This is a genomic window from Nocardioides humilatus, assembly GCF_008373755.1.
Taxonomy (GTDB): Bacteria; Actinomycetota; Actinomycetes; order Propionibacteriales; family Nocardioidaceae; genus Nocardioides; species Nocardioides humilatus.
The window spans coordinates 1,166,943-1,184,274 of the sequence record NZ_VUJV01000001.1; the positions used below are offsets into that span (position 1 = coordinate 1,166,943).

Here is a 17,332-nt window from a genome sequence, read left to right on the forward strand (position 1 = left end):
ACGTCTCCTCAGGCGTTCGCAGCGGTCAGGGTGTGGGGGGCAGGAACAGTGGTGGTGCGGAACTGCAGGACGGGGTCGTCGACCCGGCCGCGGCGCAGCATCGGCGCGTCACGGAAGTAGTCGTTGCGGATCAGCCACGGCATCCGCTTGCCCTGACGGGGCATGACGGTGTCGCCGCGCTGGATGTAGCCCGAGCGCATCGAGTCGCCCATGACGGACACCTCGGAGCGGTCGGCGGGATCCGCGACGGGGACGACCTGGTCGTGACCCGCCTCGGCCATGTGGGCGAGCAGTCGGCAGAAGTACGCGCTCGCCAAGTCGGCCTTCAGCGTCCAGGACGCGTTGGTGTAGCCGATGACGAACATGGCGTTGGGCACGCCCTCCATGAGGACGCCCTTGTAGAGCATCCGGTCACGGGTGTCGACCGGCTCGCCGTCGACGTTGATCGCGGCGCCGCCGGCGAGCTGGATCTGCAGCCCGGTCGCGCTGACCACGATGTCGGCCTCGAGCTCCTCGCCCGACTTCAGCTTGATGCCGGTCGCGGTGAAGGTGTCGATGTGGTCGGTGACGATCGACGCCTCACCCTTGCGCAGCACGCGGAAGAGGTCGCCGTTGGGCACGACGCAGAGGCGCTCGTCCCAGGGGTTGTACGACGGCGTGAAGTGCTTCATGTCCACGCTGCCGATGCGCGCCTTCACCTGGGCGAGCAGGATCTTGCGGGCGAGCGCGGGCTGGCGACGGGAGAGCTCGTAGACCGCGCGCTGCAGCACGATGTTGCGGGCCCGGCCGGTGCGGTAGATGAAGCCCTGCGGGACGCCGATCTTCGCGAGCGGCGAGGCGACGGGGTCGTTGGCCGGGACGGCCATGACGTACGACGGCGAGCGCTGCAGCATCGTCACGTGCTCGGCATCGGGCGCCATCGCGGGGATGAGCGTGATGGCCGTCGCGCCGCTGCCGATGACGACCACGCGCTTGCCGGTGTAGTCGAGGTCGGCGGGCCAGAACTGCGGGTGCACGATCTGGCCGCCCGCCGCGGTGAAGGCGTCCTCGCCCGGGAACGCCGGACGGTAGCCCTCGTCGTAGTTGTAGTAGCCGCTCGCACCGACCAGGAAGCGCGCCGTATAGGTCTCGCGCTTGCGGCCCACGCGGGCCTCGACGGTCCAGCGGCCGGCCTCGGTCGACCAGCTCGCCGAGGTGACGTGGCGGCCGAAGCGGATGTGCTCGGTGACGCCGTACTCCTCGGCGGTGTCGGCGACGTACTGCTTGATGCTCGGACCATCGGCCAGCACCTTGGTGCCGACCCATGGCCGGAAGTTGTAGCCGAAGGTGAGCATGTCGGAGTCGGAACGGATGCCGGGGTAGGTGAACAGGTCCCAGGTGCCGCCGACGGCCTCACGCCGCTCGAGGATCGCGAAGGACCGGCCGCTCTGCTCGCGGACCAGGTGACAGGCGGTGCCGATGCCCGAGAGACCGGCACCGATGATCAGGACGTCGAAGTCGGTCGACTTGTTCGTGTCGCTCATGATCACTCCCCGGTCACGCGACGACGGTCTCGGCGACCGACGACCGCAGGCCCTGCGCGGAGCCGCGCAGGAGGACATCGACGACGCCGGCGACGTCGTCGGACATCGGGACGTGGCCGCTGCCCTCGAGCCAGACGTGCTCAGCCTGAGGGAGCTGCTTGCGGGCGCGCTCTGCCTGGTAGGGCAGGAGCAGCCGGTCCTTGGTGCCCCACGCGATGGTCACGGGGATGTCGTCGGCGATCTCGCCGTCGAAGGGGAAGGCGCCGCCGATGATCGTCTTCAGCGCGGTGCGCGCGCGCACCATCTTGTTGAGGTCACCGACCACGCGGTCGCGGTCGAGACGCTCACCGTGGGTCATCAGCGACGCGAGCATCAGCTTGCGGGCGAGGCTGGACCGCGCCATCGTCGGGGCGAGCGGCTGGGCGATCCGGGCGCCGGTCAGGAGCACGGCGAAGTGCGCGCGGATGTAGGCGAAGTCGCGCTCGCCCTTCCAGAAGCCCGCCGGCGAGAGGCCGGTCGCGCTGCTGACGAGGCCGTCGGCCGCCGCCTCGAGGGCGATCCGGCCGCCGAGGGAGTTGCCCGCGATGTGGGGGCGCTCGAGGCCGAGCTCGAAGAACAGCTCGAGGAGCTGGTCCTGGAGGAGCTCCTTGACGGGCCGGCCGTCCGGGACGAGGTCCGGCGAGTCACCGTGGCCCGGGAGGTCGAAGAGGATGACCTCGCGGTGCTCGGCGAGCTGCTCGGCGACGGGGTACCACGCCTGGCGGCGGTGGCTGATCCCGTGGACCAGCACCAGGGGCTCACCGGATCCGAAACGCTCGTAAGCCAGCATTCGCTCTACCACCTCACCCGGGCAACGCTGCCCTCAGTTAGCTGTACACACTGTACAGGGATAAGGCAGATGTCTACACGGTCAGAAGTTCGCCCGCGAGGCTTTGTGACCCAGGCCACCCCTCAGATCGGGGCTGCGCGCCTGCCGCCGTGGGCCCAGGAGAGGAAGGCCTCATCCGGGTGCAGCTGGCGGGCCCGGGCGTCGTAGGCCCGCAGATCATCGGGACTGAACGCCGTCGCCCACTCCCCCATCCGGCCCGAGCGGAAGAAGTCGGCACCCCTCTTCCACATCGGGTGGTCGGTCTCGGGGGCCAGGTCGTCTGCCCGCGCCCGCATCCGATCGATACCGGCGTGCGCGGCCAGCGCCCGGATGCGGTCGTCGTCGAGGTCGAACCCCAACGCCCGGGCGAGCCGGGCCAGCTCGCCGACCAGGTCGGCCTGAAGGTCGGCGTAGTGCAGCAGTACGACCCCGGCGTCGTCGCGGCGCTCCCACGCGACGTTGAGGTGGTGGAGCACGAACGCGGGGTGCACGCTGGTCTGACAGGTGCCCACCGGAGCGGCCACCCCTTCCCCGAAGGTGTCGTACGACGGCGCGGTGGCGGCCCGACGCTGGAGCTCGTCCGCACCGATCGAGGCGGCCAGAGCGGGCAGGACCTGGTCGTAGTCGGTGTTGTCGCGGTGGCCTTGCATCGAGAGCCAGACGTCGCGCGGGTCGCGACCGACGACGACGTAGGTGACGCGGTCGTCGAGCGGAAGGCCGTCGAGCGGCACGTGGGTCTTGATGAAACGGCGGTGCCGCTGCGCCGCCAGCCGTTCGTGCAGCACCGGCAGCGGCGTGAACTCCGCGTCGAGCCACGGCGAGACGACACCGAGCCGGTCCGGGAGATCGGGGCCGTCGAAGACCAGCAGCGCGACGAGCATCTGGGTCCAGGTCGTGCCGCACTTCGACGGCGTGCTGATCACGATGTCGCCGTCGCGGTGCTCGAAGCCCTCCCACCTCCGCGAGTCGGCCGCGGGCGACTGGTAGGTGCGCATCTCAGTTGCTGCGCGCGCCCCAGGCCCGCGTGTCGGCCCGCGTGAACCGCGGGGCGCTCGGCGCACGGAGCCGGTCTCCGGGCAGCTCGATCTCGCGCACGTGGCCGTAGCCCGCCGGGATCGTGCGGCCGAGGAAAGCCACCCAGTCGATCTTGTGCCGGTGGACCATCACGACGATCGAGCCGTTGGCAGGCACCCGGGCGCGACCGTCGGGGCGCGGCTCCCTGAAGCTGCCGTAGAGGATGGTCGCGACCCGGTCGTTCGCGTTGGTCACCCGCAGCCGACCGGGGCGGGCTGCCTTCTCGACCACGACGTCGGTGACCTCGCGGAAGGAGACCGTCAGGGTCGCCGGCACGAGCGTCTCGTAGTCGCACGCGTAGTAGGTGACGACGATGTCCTCGGCGCCCTCCCCGGAGAAGACGACCAGCTTGCCGCCCTCGATCGCCACGAAGTAGTCGGCATCCTCGGGGACCGGGGCCAGCCGGCAGATCGCCAGCTCGTCACCGTCAGGGTCGGAGTCGTTGGCGAGCACGTCGATGACGCGGAACTCGCCCGGATACATCCACTTGTGGTCGTCCTGAGCGACGGGCGGAGTGGCCGAGGCCGGCGCAGCGACGCCGAGACCCGCTCCGACGACGAGGGTCAGCGCTGCGGCGCGGAGCCCGAGAGTGCGTGCCATGGTTCGTGCTCCGTTCCCGCGCGGGAGGCGTCGCGCGACTGGATCCTCAACCTAGGGCCTCGGCCGGGCGTTCGACGGGTTTCCCGCGAGGATCGGCGCGGGGCGCCATGACACCCGAGCACAGCAGGGCGAGCTCGAGCTCGCGGCGGCGCTCCGAGACCGGCCGGCCGAGCAGCTCCTCGGCCTGGCGCAACCGGTAGCGCACGGTGTTGCGGTGGATCGCCAGCCGTGCGGCCGCAGCATCCATCCCGGACTCGAGGAAGGCCAGCACCGTCGCCCTGAGACGGGACGTCGCCGCATCGTCACGGGCCAGCGGGCCGAGCTCACGTCGTACGAACGCCGCCATGGCGGCCCGGTCGCGGGAGAGCAGCGAGACGACCTCGACGTCGGCGTAGCCGACCAGTGCCCCGGCGACGACGTCGGCGAGGTCCCGCGCGGCAGCAGCCTCGCGGTGGGAGTCGCGGAAGCCGCGCACCCCGGTCGCCGTCACCCCGACCGCGACGCGCACACCCGTGGCGACGTCCGCGGACGCCAGTGCGCCGGCCTCCAGCGGGTGGTCGGAGGCGAGCCACGCCCACACCTCGCCGGGCCCGGACGGAAGGACGAGGGGACGTGCCGTCCCCAGACGCGCCGCCACCCGAGCAGCCTCCGCCTCGAGCCGGGCGACCGGGTCACCGTCGGGCGACAGCTCGACCTCCCACAGCACGAGCGCGGTCTGGTGGCGGCGCAGCGAGTGACCCAGCGCCCGCTCCGCCTCGTCGACATCGACGCGCTCGCCCGCCAGGATCGAGGCGACCAGCTGGGTGCGCCGAGTGAGCGCGCTGCGCAGCCACCGCTCCCGCTCCTCGCCGTAGGCGCCGATGAGCTGCTCGACCGAGAGGGAGAACCACTCGATCGCCTGGCCCCAGACCTCGATGAGCGCCTGCGCGACGAGCTCGGGGCCGAGGCCGGACTCGTGGGCGACGGTGGTGATGTAGGCGAGCGCCGCCTGCTGGCCGGAGCGGTAGACCTCGAGCAGGGACGCGAGTTCGGCTCCGCGGGCGGCGAACTCCCGCGCGAGCACGAACGCCTCCTCCGGCGGTCGCAGCGGGCCCTGGCTCACGAGGTGGGTGATGAACGACCGGAGCTGGGCGCGGGTGCTGTCGTCCAGGACCGCCCGCAGCTCGGGATCACGCGCGATGGCCGAGACGTGGGCGGCGATCTGCTCGTTGAGCAGGCGCATCACCCGCTCGGTCTCGGCGGAGGCGAGGGTCTCGACAGCGAACTGCCGGATCCAGGTCTCGACCTCTTCGCTGCGATCGACCACCACACCATTGTGCGCCATGCACAACCCATAGTGACGAAGTTGGCAGTTTCGAGCCTTTTCCTGTCCCTGCCGCCCAGCGCAGGATCAGGACTGAACCGAGCCGCTGCACCGAAGGAGCCCCGCCCGTGAGCGTGGAGACCGCACCCGCCGTCCTCGAGGTCCGCAACCCTGCCGACGGCAGCCTCGTCGAAAGCCTTCCGATCGACGACGCCCGCGCCGTCAACGAGATCGCCGCCGAGCTGCGCATGGCCCAGGTCGGCTGGGAGGCGATCGGACCCGAGGGTCGCGCCGCCTGGCTGCACCGCTGGCGCGACTGGATCCTCGCCCACGCCGACGAGCTCACCGACCTACTCGTGTCGGAGACCGGCAAGGCGCGCCCCGACGCCCTCATCGAGCCGGTCGCGTCGTGCGAGTTCATCAGCTACTACGCCGACAATGCGGCGGCCTTCCTCGCCGACGACCACGTGAAGCCGGCGGGGCCGATGAGCCTCCCGAAGAAGCTCACCAAGGTCTACTCGCCCTACCCGCTCGTCGGCATCATCACCCCCTGGAACTTCCCGATCACGCTCTTCCTCATGGACGCCGCGCCGGCCCTGGCCGCGGGCTGTGCCGTCTTGTCGAAGTCGTCGGAGGAGACGCCGCTGGCCTGCGCCCGGCTCATCGAGGGCTGGCACGAGATCGGCGCGCCGGCCGTGCTCGCCAGCGTGACTGGCCTCGGCGAGACCGGCGCCGCGGTGGTCGACGCCGCTGACTACGTGCAATTCACCGGCTCCACGGCGACCGGTCGCAAGATCGGTGTCCACTGCGCCCAGCAGCTCAAGCCCTACAGCCTCGAGCTCGGCGGCAAGGACCCGGCGATCGTGCTCGAGGACGCCGACCTCGACCGGGCCGTCAACGGCATCGCCTGGGGTGGCCTCTTCAACTCCGGCCAGGTCTGCATCTCCGTCGAGCGCGTCTACGTCGCCGAGCCGGTCTACGACGACTTCGTGAAGCGGCTGACCGCCAAGGTCGACGGGCTCTCCCAGGGCGCCGGCGCGGGCAGCGACGTCGGCGCGATGGTCACGACCGCCCAGGTCGACATCGCCGACCGCCACGTCCGTGAGGCCGTCGAGGCCGGGGCGCGGGTGCTGACCGGCGGTCAGCGCGGCCGCGCCGGCAACTTCTTCGAGCCGACGGTCCTCGTCGACGTCGACCACTCGATGTCGTGCATGACCGACGAGACCTTCGGCCCGACGATCCCGGTCATGAAGGTCGCCGACGAGGACGAGGCGATCCGGATGGCCAACGACTCGCCGTACGGCCTGTCCGCGACCGTGTGGACGAAGGACGTCGACCGCGGGCAGCGGGTGGCGCGCCGCCTCGAGGCCGGTGCCGTCAACATCAACGACGTCTTCAGCAACCTCTTCGCCGCTCCCCTCCCCCACAACGGTTGGAAGGAGTCGGGCGTCGGCGCGCGGCTCGGCGGCGCCTACGGCATCCACAAGTACTGCAAGGTGCAGGCCGTCACCGCGCCCCGCATGCCCACGATGAAGAACGAGCTCATGTGGTACCCCTACTCCGCCCGTCGTACGGCGGTCGCCGGCTTCGTCGCCAAGGCCGTCTCCGGTCGCGGGCTGCGCCAGCGACTCGGCCTGGGCGGGAAGGCGGCGCGTTGATGGGCGCGAACGGCAAGGTCGTCGCCATCACCGGCGGCGCTCGCGGGATCGGCTACGAGACCGCCAAGGAGCTGCTGTCGCGCGGCTACCGGGTGGCGATCGGCGACGTGGACGAGGTGCGCCTCAAGGAGGCCGCACTCGAGCTCGGCATCGAGACCTACGCCCGGCTCGACGTCACCGACCCCGAGTCCTTCGCCGCGTTCCTCGACCTCGTCGAGGAGCAGGTCGGTGAGCTCGACGTACTGATCAACAACGCCGGCATCATGCCGACCGGTCACACGCACGAAGAGGAGGACGCCGTCACCCGGCGCCAGGTCGAGATCAACATCCTCGGCGTCATCTACGGCACCAAGCTCGCCCTGAAGCGGATGCTGCCGCGCGACCGCGGCCACATCATCAACACCGCATCGCTGGCCGGCGAGCTGCCCACCCCCGGTCTGGCCACCTACTGCGGCACCAAGCACGCGGTCATCGGCTTCACCGAGGCGGCTCGGCTCGAATACCGCAACACCGGCATCCGGCTCTCCACCGTGCGCCCGACCTTCACCAACACCGAGCTGGTGGCGGGCACCGAGGGCGTGAAGGGGATCCGCAACGCCGAACCGCAGGAGATCGCGATCGCGACGGCCGACCTGATCGAGAAGCCCAAGCCGTTCGTCCGGGTGACCAAGATGGCCGGTGGCATGGTGGCGGCGATGAAGTTCGTGCCGCGGCGCGCGACCGAGCGGCTCTCGACGATGCTCGGCGCCGACGACGTCTTCCTCGACGGCGTCAACATGTCCGCCCGCAAGAGCTACCTGGAGCGGATCCGCGACAACTGAGGCGGTGGCGCGAGCGTTGTAGAACATGTTCTACTTCTGTCCGTGACCGTCACCCACGACATCCTCGGCGAGACCGTGACCATGCCCGTCGACGTACGGGACGGCTCCAACGCCACCGTCATCTTCGACGTCGACCTCGACGCGGCCCGGGCTCTGGCCCCAGCCGGCTTCGAGGTCATCGAGAGCGCGCCGGGGCGCGCCCAGTTCGCGCTGGCTCTCATCGACTACAAGGACAACGACCTCGGTGCCTATCTCGAGGTCGGCACGATCCTCTTCGTGCGTCCCGAGGGAGGTGGCGAGGACGGCACCTTCATCACCCACCTCCCCGTCACCGAGGAGTTCACCTGCGCTGCCGGCAACCAGATCTGGGGCTTCCCCAAGTCGGTCGAGCAGATCGAGGTGACCAACACCGACACGACCACGCGCTGGGTCCTGACGATGGACGGCGAACTGGTCGTCGACGTGACCCTCCCGCGCGGCGGCGAGGACGAGATGCCGCCGATGGCGCTGGCTGCCTACACGCTGATCGACGGCCGCCCCCACGTCACCGCCTTCACCCAGGGCGGCAGCGGCAGCGGTGTCCACATCGGCGGCGAGGTGTCGCTGACGCTCGGTTCGCACCCGATCGCCAAGGAGCTCGCGTCCCTCGGCCTGTCGCCGGAGACCGTGGTGCTGAGCACGTGGACCGAGCGCATGCAGGCCCGGTTCGAGGAGCCCAGCGCCCTCTGACACAGCAACGAGGGAGCCCGCCGAAGCGGACTCCCTCGTCTGTTCGCCAGCGTCAGGGACGGTGGACGTTCTCCCGCAGAGCGCCGGGGCCGGTGCCGACCGGGCCGAGGTTGAACGTCGCGGTCGTGACGTCGATCTGGGCGTAGATGCCGCCGTACACACCGATCGAGGGGCCGCCCTGGCCCGCGCCGCCGTCGCCGCCCGAACCGCCGTTGCCGCCGTCGCCGCCGTTGCCGCCGCGACCGACCTCGGAGAGGCACGCCGCCGCACCGTTGCCGCCGACGCCGCCGAGGCTCGCGTCGCCGCCGACACCGCCGGCGCCGCCGTTGCCGGCCTGGCCGGTCGTCACGACCGTGCCCTGGAGAGTCAGCTTGCCGAAGGGCACATAGGCCGCGATCGAGCCGTAGCCGCCCTTTCCGCCCTTTCCGCCCCTGCCAGCGAGACCGCCCTGGCCGCCGGCACCGCCGCCGTTGCCCTGGCCGCTCAGCACGGTCGCGCCGACCTGGCCACCGCCGCCGCCACCGCCCCCGCCGCCCTTGCCGTCGGTGCCGTTGCCACCCGCGGTCGACGTCGCCGGCACGTAGCCGTTGACCGAGAACGAGCCCACCACCAGGTGGCCGTCCGCACCGTTGAGGCCATCGGCACCGTCGGTCCCGCGTGATCCAGCCTTGCCCGGGTTGCCCTCGGCGCCTCCGGCGCCGCCCGCGGCACCTCCGGTGCCCGGGTCACCGGAGAGACCGTTCGCGCTGCTGCCACCCGCGTCGTTGCCGCCGATGCCGCCGAAGCCGCCGATGTTGGGGTTTCCGTTCTGGAACTCCGGGACACCGCCGCCTCCACCGGAGAAGGTGTCGCACGAGCCCGCCTCGCCGTTGCCGCCCTTGACCCCGTTGGAGCCGTCGGGGCCGTCGTCGCCGGGGTAGGACCCACCGGCCTGGCCTGAGACGAGGGCTCCGCCGATCATGCGCACCTTCGCGACGCCGACCACCTTCAACGCCACCGAGTTCGTGGACGACGGCCCGTTCTCCAGGTTGACGTGGTCCAAGGTGGCGTCGCCGGAGACGGTCAGCGCCGGCATGTCGTCGACGGTCAGGATCCGGACCAGCTGCAGCGTGGACGTCCCGGCGATCGTCCAGGGCTTCCCGTTGGTGACCGCCGGCATCGTGCTGCGTGCCCAGGTCGAGTCGTAGCCGCCGTAGACGCTGACGCCGTCCGGCACGTTGATGGCGACCGCGTTGGGCGCCCACAGCCCGGTGGCGTAGACCTCGGAGCGGTTGGGGTTGCGCAGGTTGAACGCGTTGGACAGCGTCTGCACGGGAAGCTCGGGGGTGCCGGGGTTCAGGTCGTTGCCCAGGTCGGGGTCGACGAAGATCCCGTTGGCCCGGTCGCCGTCGATGCCGTCGCAGTCCTGGTCCGTGAAGGCCAGGTCCGGGTGGTCCGCGGCGCCCGGGTTGATCGCGGGGTCCTTCGGCGCGCAGTCGCGCTCGACCCAGGCGTAGCCGTCGCCGTCGAGGTCGACAGCCTTCGTCCGGTCGAACGTCTGGGCGATGGCCTGCTGGCCGCCCGCATCCCGCACCGGCTGCGCGGTGGTCCGCGTGTAGGTGATGCTCGGGTGGGCGTCGATGTCGGTGGCCGTCTTCTCCTTCACCAGGATCAGGAGCTTGCGAGTCGTGGTCGCTGTGACCCGGGTGACCGTGTAGCCGTCCACGACGAACGGGAAGCCGCTCGTGTCGAGCGCGTGCTTGACCGGCTCGGAGTAGGTCAGCCGGAACCGGTCGACCTTGTCGTCCTTGTCGGCGTCGATCGCGAAGGCGGCGATGATCTTCGGCGCAGGGTCCGTGGCGTGGGCGACGGGCACCGCGAGCGCTCCGGCCGCAGCCGGCATCGCGCAGGCCAGGCCCAGCCGGGCGAAGGCACCAAACGTGTTCATGAAGAGGTCCTCGAGTTGTGGGGGGTGGGGTTCTCGGCCTCAGCCAGACGGCCGAGGAGCTCCATGAGCTGGAGCATCCCCTGGAACTCCGCTGCCGGGCGGTCGTCGTACTCGACCACCCCGCGCAGCGGGGTGCAGCCGGCATCGACGACGAGGCGTACGGCGATCGGGTTGTCCAGGTTCATGGCATGAGCCTCGGCCATGGAGCCACCCCCGCACATTGAGGTCACACCCCACCTTTTGGTGGGGTGACCCCCAGATCACCCCAGGTCGGGGATCTCCGCCCGGCCCTCGATGTCGAGCTTCCGGAAGACCGACGCCAGGTGCTTCTCCACGGTCGTGGGCTGGATGAACAGCTCCCGAGCGATGTCGACGTTGCGCAGGCCGTTGCGGGCCAGCCGGGCGACGCGGGCCTCGGCCGCGGTCAACGCCTCGACCCCCGTCGTCGCCGCCGTGCGCGGTCGCGCGCCCGCCGCCTGGAGCTCGGCCTCGGCCCGCTCCTGGAGCGGGGCCGCGCCGCACTGACGCGCCAGGTCCATGCCCTCGGCGAGGTGCGCGCGGGCGTCGGTGCGGGCGCCGCCGCGCCGCAGCGCCGCGCCCAGGTCGACCTGCGCGTGGGCCAGCTTCAGCCGCATCGGGCCGCCGGCGTAGACGTCCACCGCCTCCCGGAGCAGGTCGAGGTCGGCGGGCTCCTCGACGAGCGCGCGGACCCGGAGAGCGCGGCCGAGCCCGCTAGGAGCACCGAACCTCCGCGCGACGTCGTAGGCGGGCTCCACCACGGCGCGGGCCTCGTCGCGGCGTCCGAGCGTGGTCAGCACCTGCGCGGCGTCGATCCGCCACGGGGCCAGCTCGGTGATCAGCCACTCGACCGCGTCCAGCCGCTCCCCCGCGTGGAGCAGCATCCGGAGCCCACCTTCGCGATCGCCCGCACGGGCGCGGACCCGGCCGATCGCCGCCTCGGCCACCGACGCGAACGCGGTGTCCTCGCGGTGCGACGGGAAGGCGAAGGTGTCGGCGACCGCGCTGGCACCGGTGACGTCGCCGAGCTCGAGCAGGGCATACATCAAGGTCGCCGCCGCGACCGGTGCCGTGACGGCGTAGGACGCGTCGACCCCCACGAGGGCTTCACGTGCGTCGGCCTCGGCCTCGGCGATCCGACCGAGCCGGTAGCAGGCCAGAGCACGGACGGTCAGCGCCTCGGAGCGCCACATGACCGAGTCCGTACGACGCGCCGCCGCGAGGTAGCGGTCCGCGAACGCCAGGGTCCGCTCCACCTCGCCGAGGTGCAGCAGGAGGAAGAGCCACGTGGCGGGTGACCGGCGCTCGGCCGAACCCGGAGGTGCGTCCTCGGTGATGCGCCGGACGAGCGGCATCACCTCCTCGACAGGAGTGCCGGTCGACGTGCGATAGAGGATGACGGGCAGCAGGCAGTCGCGTTCGACCTGGGTCGCGCCGCTCAGCGCAGCGAACCGCTCGAGCAGCTCCTGCGACGGGCGGCCGCTGCCCGGCGTGACGCACTGGAGCATCAGCTTCATGGCGAGCATCGCGTCGGGTGCCGCCTCGGCCTCCTGCGTCCGGTCGCCCGAGCGGTCCTCGGCAGTGCGCTCCGCAAGCCTGATCGCCTCGGAGGACCGACCGGTGATCCAGAGCAGGTGGGTGCGGGTGACGTCGAGGTCGATCCGGTCTTCCGCCTCCTGCAGGAGAGCAGAGGAGGCATCGGCACCCTCGTCACCGAAAGCGTGACGCAGCATCCGCGCGGCCGCCTCGGGCGCTCCCTGGGAGACCGCCGTCCGCGCCGCACGCTGCAGGACGTCCGTCGCCCACTGCTCGCCCGTCGGGGGCGCGAGCAGCAGCTGCGCCGCCACCGCGTCGATCGACGCACCCAGCTGGCGCAGCACCTGGGCGGCCTCGAGGTGGCGGGCCGCGCGCAGGGGCGCGGCGATGTCGTCGTAGACGGCCTCCCGCACGACGGGGTGCGCGAACCGCAGATCGGCATCGAGCACGTCGAGCCCCATCAGTGCGGCCGCCGCCGCGCCCGCGCTCGCCACCTCGAGGCTGGCGAGGCGCGCCGCAGCGACCAGCGAGGGCGCGTCGCCGAGGACCGCGACGGCCTGCACCAACGACACGGCCGCATCGCCCGCACGGGCGATCCGCACGAGCACCAGACGGCCGATGGTCCCCGGCGCCAGCGAGCTGAGCGCAGCGGCACCGTCGACCGTCGGCACCATGCCCTCCGCCGTCATCGCCGCCATCAGCTCGGCCAGGTAGAAGGGGTTGCCCGACGTCCACTTCTCGCAGGCATCGACGAACTCGTCGGCGACGTCGCCCAAACGGGCACGGAGCACCGCAGCGACACCGTCGTGGGTCAGCGGGGGAAGCGCGACCTCCTGCTCCGCCAGCGCCGCCGTCAGCTCGGCGAACACAGCGGACGGCGCGAGCTCGCCGGTGCGAGCGGCGACGACGAGCCCGACGCCGCTCTGGCGCAGCCGGCGGCTCAGGAAGTGCAGGAACCGCAACGAAGGCTCGTCGACCCACTGGGCGTCGTCGACCACCACGACGAGGGGGCGTTGTTTCGCCGACCGCGTCATCGCGTCGACCAGTGCCTGGAGCGTCGGGAACAACGCATCGGAATCCGGCCCCGCCGGCGCAGCGACCGGCACTCCGTCGAGGTCGACCACATGGTCGGGCAGCTGCGCGAACAGCTGGCGGACGACACCGAAGCCGTAGCCGCTCTCGAGGGCATGGCCGACCGCCGTCACGCACTCGACGCCGGCCGCAGCGGCCTCGGTGACGAGCGACGCGAGCAGCCTCGTCTTCCCGATCCCCGGCACGCCGGTGACCAGTGCAGCGGCGCCGGCACCCGATCGGGCAGCGCCGACGACCTGCCGCAACTGCTCCAGCGCGAGCTCTCGTTCGAAGAGGAGGTCCGCCGGCACGGGGACATGATGTCGGATCGCAGCTACGTGCGGTGTCGAAGTGAGCGCGCGGGCTGTCGCCGCCTACCCACGATATGGAAACGAATCCCCCCACCAGGCGATAGATTCTCCCTCGATCACTACCGGCCGCTCCCTGCCGATGGTGCCCCCCACACCCCCGGAGACTCCCTATGGGCGATTGGATCCCCCTGCTCGTACGCCGCGAGGACTACCCCGAGCTCGCAGCCCTCGTCGCCCAGCGTGAGATCGGCCGGCCCGATCGCGCTCTCGGCTCGGTCGTCTCGACCGACCTGCCGACCTCGTCGGCCGCCGCGCCCGCGCCGACCTACGCGGCCCCCGTCGTCGCTGAACCGGTCGTCGAGCTCACCCCGACCGAGCAGGCCGAGGTCGACGCACTCGCGCGGTTCCACACCTGGTCGGAGGCCGACCTGCTCCGCCTCGCGACCTCTCCCGTGCTGGCCGCCCACCGCTGGCGGATGGCGTTCGACGCCTGCGCCGCCCAGCCCGGTCGCTTCTTCCCCGACGACCGCGTCGCACCGCTGACCGGCGTGCGGCCCGAGGAGTGGCTCGAGGTCCGCACCGCGATGGGTCGGTTCCTCGAGACGCACTTCCCCGACGTGCCCGGCGCCCCGATGGTCGTCATCGACGGGTTGGCACTCGAGCGCGATGCCCAGGACTGGTGGGCCGTCCCGGAGGAGCAGGCACGCCGCTGGCGCGAGATCCGCGGCTCGCTCCCCCAGCCGCGCCGACCCAAGGCGCCGCTGCCGGTGCCGTCGGTCCTCGACTGATCCACCACTGATCCACCACGGATCTCAGCCACCACAGCTGAAGCAAGAAGCCCCGCCCGAGTGACTCGGGCGGGGCTTCTGTGGCGGTGGCGGTGGGATTTGAACCCACGGTGGGTTTGACCCCACACATCATTTCGAGTGATGCACCTTCGGCCGCTCGGACACGCCACCGCGGGAGAGATTACTAGAGGGCATCCGCGCGGTTGAAATCGAGCGATGCAACGTGGATGCAACGTTGCAGGAGCGACCGTCGTCACACGAAGTAGTGCGAGCAGGTGGGACGCCGATGTCTACTGGAACCATGACCGACGACCCGGCGCTGGCCCCGATGCGGGCTGACGTCGTCGCCTCCTGGGAGCGTTCGGCCGCCGCGGGCGTCGACGTCGGGCAGCCGGACGCGCCGATCGCGCTCGACACCGCAGAGCTGCGTGGCCAGCGGGAGGCGCACCCGCTGGCGCGGGTCTTCCCCCTCCTCGACGACGTGCTCGGGCGCGAGGTCAAGGCGTGCGGCGCGGTCATGGCGCTCGCCGACGCCGAGGGCAACCTGCTTTGGGTCTGCGGCTCCTCCGAGACGCTGCGCCAGGCCGAGCGCATCGGGTTCGTCGAGGGCAGCAATTGGGACGAGCGCCTGGCCGGGACCAACGCGCCGGGCATCGTGCTCGCGACCGGCCGCGAGGCGACGATCACCCGGGAGGAGCACTTCCGGTCCGTCGTACGTCCGTGGAGTTGTGCGGCGACGCCGATCCACGACCCCGGCACCAGCCAGCTCCTCGGCGTCCTCGACGTGACCGGCGGCGACGAGGTCGTCGTACCGCAGACGATGGCGATGGTCCGCGCGGCGGCTCGGCTGGCCGAGGCGGAGCTCGCGCGGCACCTGCCGCGACCGCCCGCGGCACCGCAGACGTCCGGCCTGCAGGTCGTGCTGGAGCTGCTCGGCCGCAACGAGGCACTCGCCACGGTGGCCGATGGACGCGACCGGCTGGGACAGTTCCGACTGTCGCGCCGGCACAGCGAGATCGTCGCGCTGCTCGCGGCCTCACCGACCGGCCTCAGCGGCGACGAGCTCGCCGTCCTGCTCTACGAGGAGGACGGCGGGTCCTCCACCCTGCGCGCCGAGCTCAACCGGTTGCGTGGCCTGCTCGGCGACGACCTCCTCGCGTCGCGCCCCTACCGCCTCACCGCGCCCATCACCGGCGACTGGCTGGCCGTCGGCGCGCAGCTGGCGGCGGGCGACCTCCGCTCCGCGATGCGCGGGTACGACGGCCCGGTGCTGCCGCGTTCGACGGCACCCGGCATCGTGCGACTGCGCGACGAGCTCGAGTCGTCGCTGCGCCACGCCCTCCTCCGCTCCGGCGCGCCCGACCTGATGTCGGCGTGGACCCGGTCGAGCTGGGGACGCGACGACTACGAGATGTGGGTCGCCCAGCAGCAGATCGTCGCGGTCGCCTCGCCCATCCGGGCGCTGGTCGATGGCCAGATCGCCCGTCTCGACAAAGAGCTCGGCTGACGCAACCTCGACGCAACGTGGTGCTCCTTAGCGTCGTGACCACCGTCACACCCGCCACCTCAGGGAGCACCTCATGACCATCTATGCAGCACCCGGACAGCCGGACTCGCTCGTCTCCGTCGAGGCCCGCTACGGCCACTTCATCGGCGGCCAGTGGGTCGACCCGATCAAGGGTCAGTGGTTCGAGAACATCTCGCCCGTCAACGGCAAGCCCTTCACCGAGATCGCCCGCGGCACCGCCGAGGACATCGAGGCCGCGCTCGACGCCGCCCACGCCGCCGCCCCCGGCTGGGCCCGCACGTCGACCACCGAGCGGTCCAACATCCTGCTCCAGATCGCCGACCGGATGGAGCAGAACCTCACGGCGCTCGCCGTCGCCGAGACGTGGGAGAACGGCAAGCCGGTGCGCGAGACGCTCGCCGCCGACCTGCCGCTCGCCGTCGACCATTTCCGCTACTTCGCGGGTGCGCTCCGGGCGCAGGAGGGCTCGATCGGCGAGATCGACGAGAAGACGATGGCCTACCACTTCCACGAGCCGCTGGGCGTCGTCGGCCAGATCATCCCCTGGAACTTCCCCATCCTCATGGCCGTGTGGAAGCTCGCGCCCGCACTCGCGGCGGGCAACGCCGTCGTACTGAAGCCTGCGGAGCAGACGCCGTGGTCGATCCTCAAGCTGATGGAGCTGGTCGGCGACCTGCTGCCGGCCGGCGTGCTCAACATCGTCAACGGCTTCGGTGTCGAGGCCGGCAAGCCGCTGGCCTCGAGCAGCCGCGTCGCCAAGGTCGCCTTCACCGGCGAGACCACGACGGGCCGGCTGATCATGCAGTACGCCAGCCAGAACATCATCCCGGTCACCCTCGAGCTCGGCGGCAAGAGCCCCAACATCTTCTTCGAGTCGGTCGCCAACCAGCGCGACGCCTTCTACGACAAGGCACTCGAGGGCTTCGCGATGTTCGCCCTCAACCAGGGCGAGGTCTGCACCTGCCCCTCGCGCGCCCTCGTGCAGCGGTCGATCTACTCCGACTTCGTCCACGACGCGGTCCTGCGCGTCGAGAAGATCAAGCAGGGCAACCCGCTCGACGACACCACGATGATCGGCGCGCAGGCGTCCAACGACCAGCTGCAGAAGATCCTCAGTTACATCGAGATCGGCAAGGAGGAGGGCGCGAAGGTCCTCATCGGCGGCGAGCGCACCGTCCTCGAGGGTGACCTTGCCGAGGGCTACTACGTCGCCCCGACCGTCTTCGAGGGCGACAACTCGATGCGGATCTTCCAGGAGGAGATCTTCGGTCCCGTGGTGTCGCTGACCGGCTTCGACGACGAGGCCGACGCGCTCAAGATCGCCAACGACACCCTCTACGGCCTCGGCGCCGGCGTCTGGTCGCGCGACGGCTCGCAGGCCTTCCGGGCCGGCAAGGAGATCCAGGCCGGTCGGGTGTGGACCAACTGCTACCACGCCTACCCCGCGCACGCGGCCTTCGGCGGCTACAAGCAGTCCGGCATCGGCCGCGAGACCCACAAGATGATGCTCGACCACTACCAGCAGACGAAGAACCTCCTCGTCTCCTACGACGACAACGCACTCGGATTTTTCTGAG

The 17,332-nt window shown here is 71.2% G+C and carries 14 protein-coding genes and 1 tRNA gene; 6 read left to right on the top strand and 9 right to left on the bottom strand.

Annotated features, from left to right (window positions below; translation table 11 throughout):
- Nucleotides 1-8: 8 nt before the first annotated feature.
- From F0U44_RS05440 to F0U44_RS05460, 5 genes are all read right to left on the bottom strand, one after another.
- Entirely contained in the window at nucleotides 9-1,523 is a 1,515-nt protein-coding gene (locus tag F0U44_RS05440; RefSeq protein ID WP_149727178.1) for a flavin-containing monooxygenase, read from the bottom strand.
- Nucleotides 1,524-1,536: 13 nt separating this feature from the next.
- On the bottom strand, nucleotides 1,537-2,352 hold the full coding sequence (locus F0U44_RS05445; protein WP_149727179.1) for an alpha/beta fold hydrolase: 816 nt from the start codon (nucleotides 2,350-2,352) through the stop codon (nucleotides 1,537-1,539).
- Between the two features lie 122 nt (nucleotides 2,353-2,474).
- The gene (locus F0U44_RS05450) at nucleotides 2,475-3,386 is read right to left on the bottom strand and encodes a sulfotransferase domain-containing protein (protein WP_149727180.1); all 912 of its coding nucleotides are present in this window, start codon (nucleotides 3,384-3,386) and stop codon (nucleotides 2,475-2,477) included.
- A 1-nt stretch (nucleotide 3,387) separates the two neighbouring features.
- Nucleotides 3,388-4,065 (bottom strand): Ig-like domain-containing protein, encoded by a 678-nt coding sequence (locus tag F0U44_RS05455; RefSeq protein ID WP_149727181.1) that lies wholly within the window; start codon nucleotides 4,063-4,065, stop codon nucleotides 3,388-3,390.
- A gap of 46 nt (nucleotides 4,066-4,111) precedes the next feature.
- The gene (locus F0U44_RS05460) at nucleotides 4,112-5,371 is read right to left on the bottom strand and encodes a PucR family transcriptional regulator (protein WP_149727182.1); all 1,260 of its coding nucleotides are present in this window, start codon (nucleotides 5,369-5,371) and stop codon (nucleotides 4,112-4,114) included.
- 125 nt (nucleotides 5,372-5,496) lie between these two features.
- Here F0U44_RS05460 and F0U44_RS05465 point away from each other — a divergent pair, with 125 nt between their 5' ends.
- Genes F0U44_RS05465 through F0U44_RS05475 form a run of 3 tightly spaced genes read left to right on the top strand, consistent with a single transcriptional unit; the run spans nucleotide 5,497 to nucleotide 8,576 of the window.
- Entirely contained in the window at nucleotides 5,497-7,026 is a 1,530-nt protein-coding gene (locus F0U44_RS05465) for an aldehyde dehydrogenase family protein (protein ID WP_149727183.1), read from the top strand.
- Nucleotides 7,026-7,847 (top strand): SDR family oxidoreductase, encoded by an 822-nt coding sequence (locus F0U44_RS05470; protein ID WP_149727184.1) that lies wholly within the window; start codon nucleotides 7,026-7,028, stop codon nucleotides 7,845-7,847. The genes F0U44_RS05465 and F0U44_RS05470 overlap by 1 nt, the downstream gene beginning before the upstream one ends.
- A gap of 42 nt (nucleotides 7,848-7,889) precedes the next feature.
- Complete coding sequence (locus F0U44_RS05475; protein WP_149727185.1) at nucleotides 7,890-8,576, top strand: acetoacetate decarboxylase family protein; 687 nt, start codon at nucleotides 7,890-7,892, stop codon at nucleotides 8,574-8,576.
- Nucleotides 8,577-8,628: 52 nt separating this feature from the next.
- Here the strand turns inward: F0U44_RS05475 and F0U44_RS22925 are convergent, their stop codons facing one another.
- The 3 genes from F0U44_RS22925 to F0U44_RS05490 all read right to left on the bottom strand — a co-directional run bounded on the left by F0U44_RS22925 (nucleotide 8,629) and on the right by F0U44_RS05490 (nucleotide 13,439).
- Nucleotides 8,629-10,503, bottom strand: a complete 1,875-nt coding sequence (locus F0U44_RS22925; RefSeq protein ID WP_188113334.1) for a hypothetical protein — start codon at nucleotides 10,501-10,503, stop codon at nucleotides 8,629-8,631.
- Entirely contained in the window at nucleotides 10,500-10,688 is a 189-nt protein-coding gene (locus F0U44_RS05485; protein ID WP_149727186.1) for a hypothetical protein, read from the bottom strand. The genes F0U44_RS22925 and F0U44_RS05485 overlap by 4 nt, the downstream gene beginning before the upstream one ends.
- A 75-nt stretch (nucleotides 10,689-10,763) precedes the next feature.
- Nucleotides 10,764-13,439, bottom strand: a complete 2,676-nt coding sequence (locus F0U44_RS05490) for an ATP-binding protein (protein ID WP_149727187.1) — start codon at nucleotides 13,437-13,439, stop codon at nucleotides 10,764-10,766.
- Nucleotides 13,440-13,609: 170 nt separating this feature from the next.
- On the opposite strand from F0U44_RS05490, the gene F0U44_RS05495 reads away from it, so the two are divergent.
- The gene (locus tag F0U44_RS05495) at nucleotides 13,610-14,227 is read left to right on the top strand and encodes a hypothetical protein (RefSeq protein WP_149727188.1); all 618 of its coding nucleotides are present in this window, start codon (nucleotides 13,610-13,612) and stop codon (nucleotides 14,225-14,227) included.
- 81 nt (nucleotides 14,228-14,308) lie between these two features.
- Here the strand turns inward: F0U44_RS05495 and F0U44_RS05500 are convergent.
- Nucleotides 14,309-14,398: transfer RNA gene (locus F0U44_RS05500), tRNA-Ser, on the bottom strand.
- A gap of 94 nt (nucleotides 14,399-14,492) precedes the next feature.
- Between F0U44_RS05500 and F0U44_RS05505 the strand changes: the two genes are divergently transcribed.
- Together F0U44_RS05505 and exaC are read left to right on the top strand one after the other, a co-directional pair.
- Complete coding sequence (locus F0U44_RS05505; RefSeq protein WP_497707136.1) at nucleotides 14,493-15,734, top strand: GAF domain-containing protein; 1,242 nt, start codon at nucleotides 14,493-14,495, stop codon at nucleotides 15,732-15,734.
- Nucleotides 15,735-15,807: 73 nt separating this feature from the next.
- The gene (exaC, locus tag F0U44_RS05510) at nucleotides 15,808-17,331 is read left to right on the top strand and encodes an acetaldehyde dehydrogenase ExaC (protein WP_149727190.1); all 1,524 of its coding nucleotides are present in this window, start codon (nucleotides 15,808-15,810) and stop codon (nucleotides 17,329-17,331) included.
- The last annotated feature ends 1 nt before the right edge of the window (nucleotide 17,332 follow it).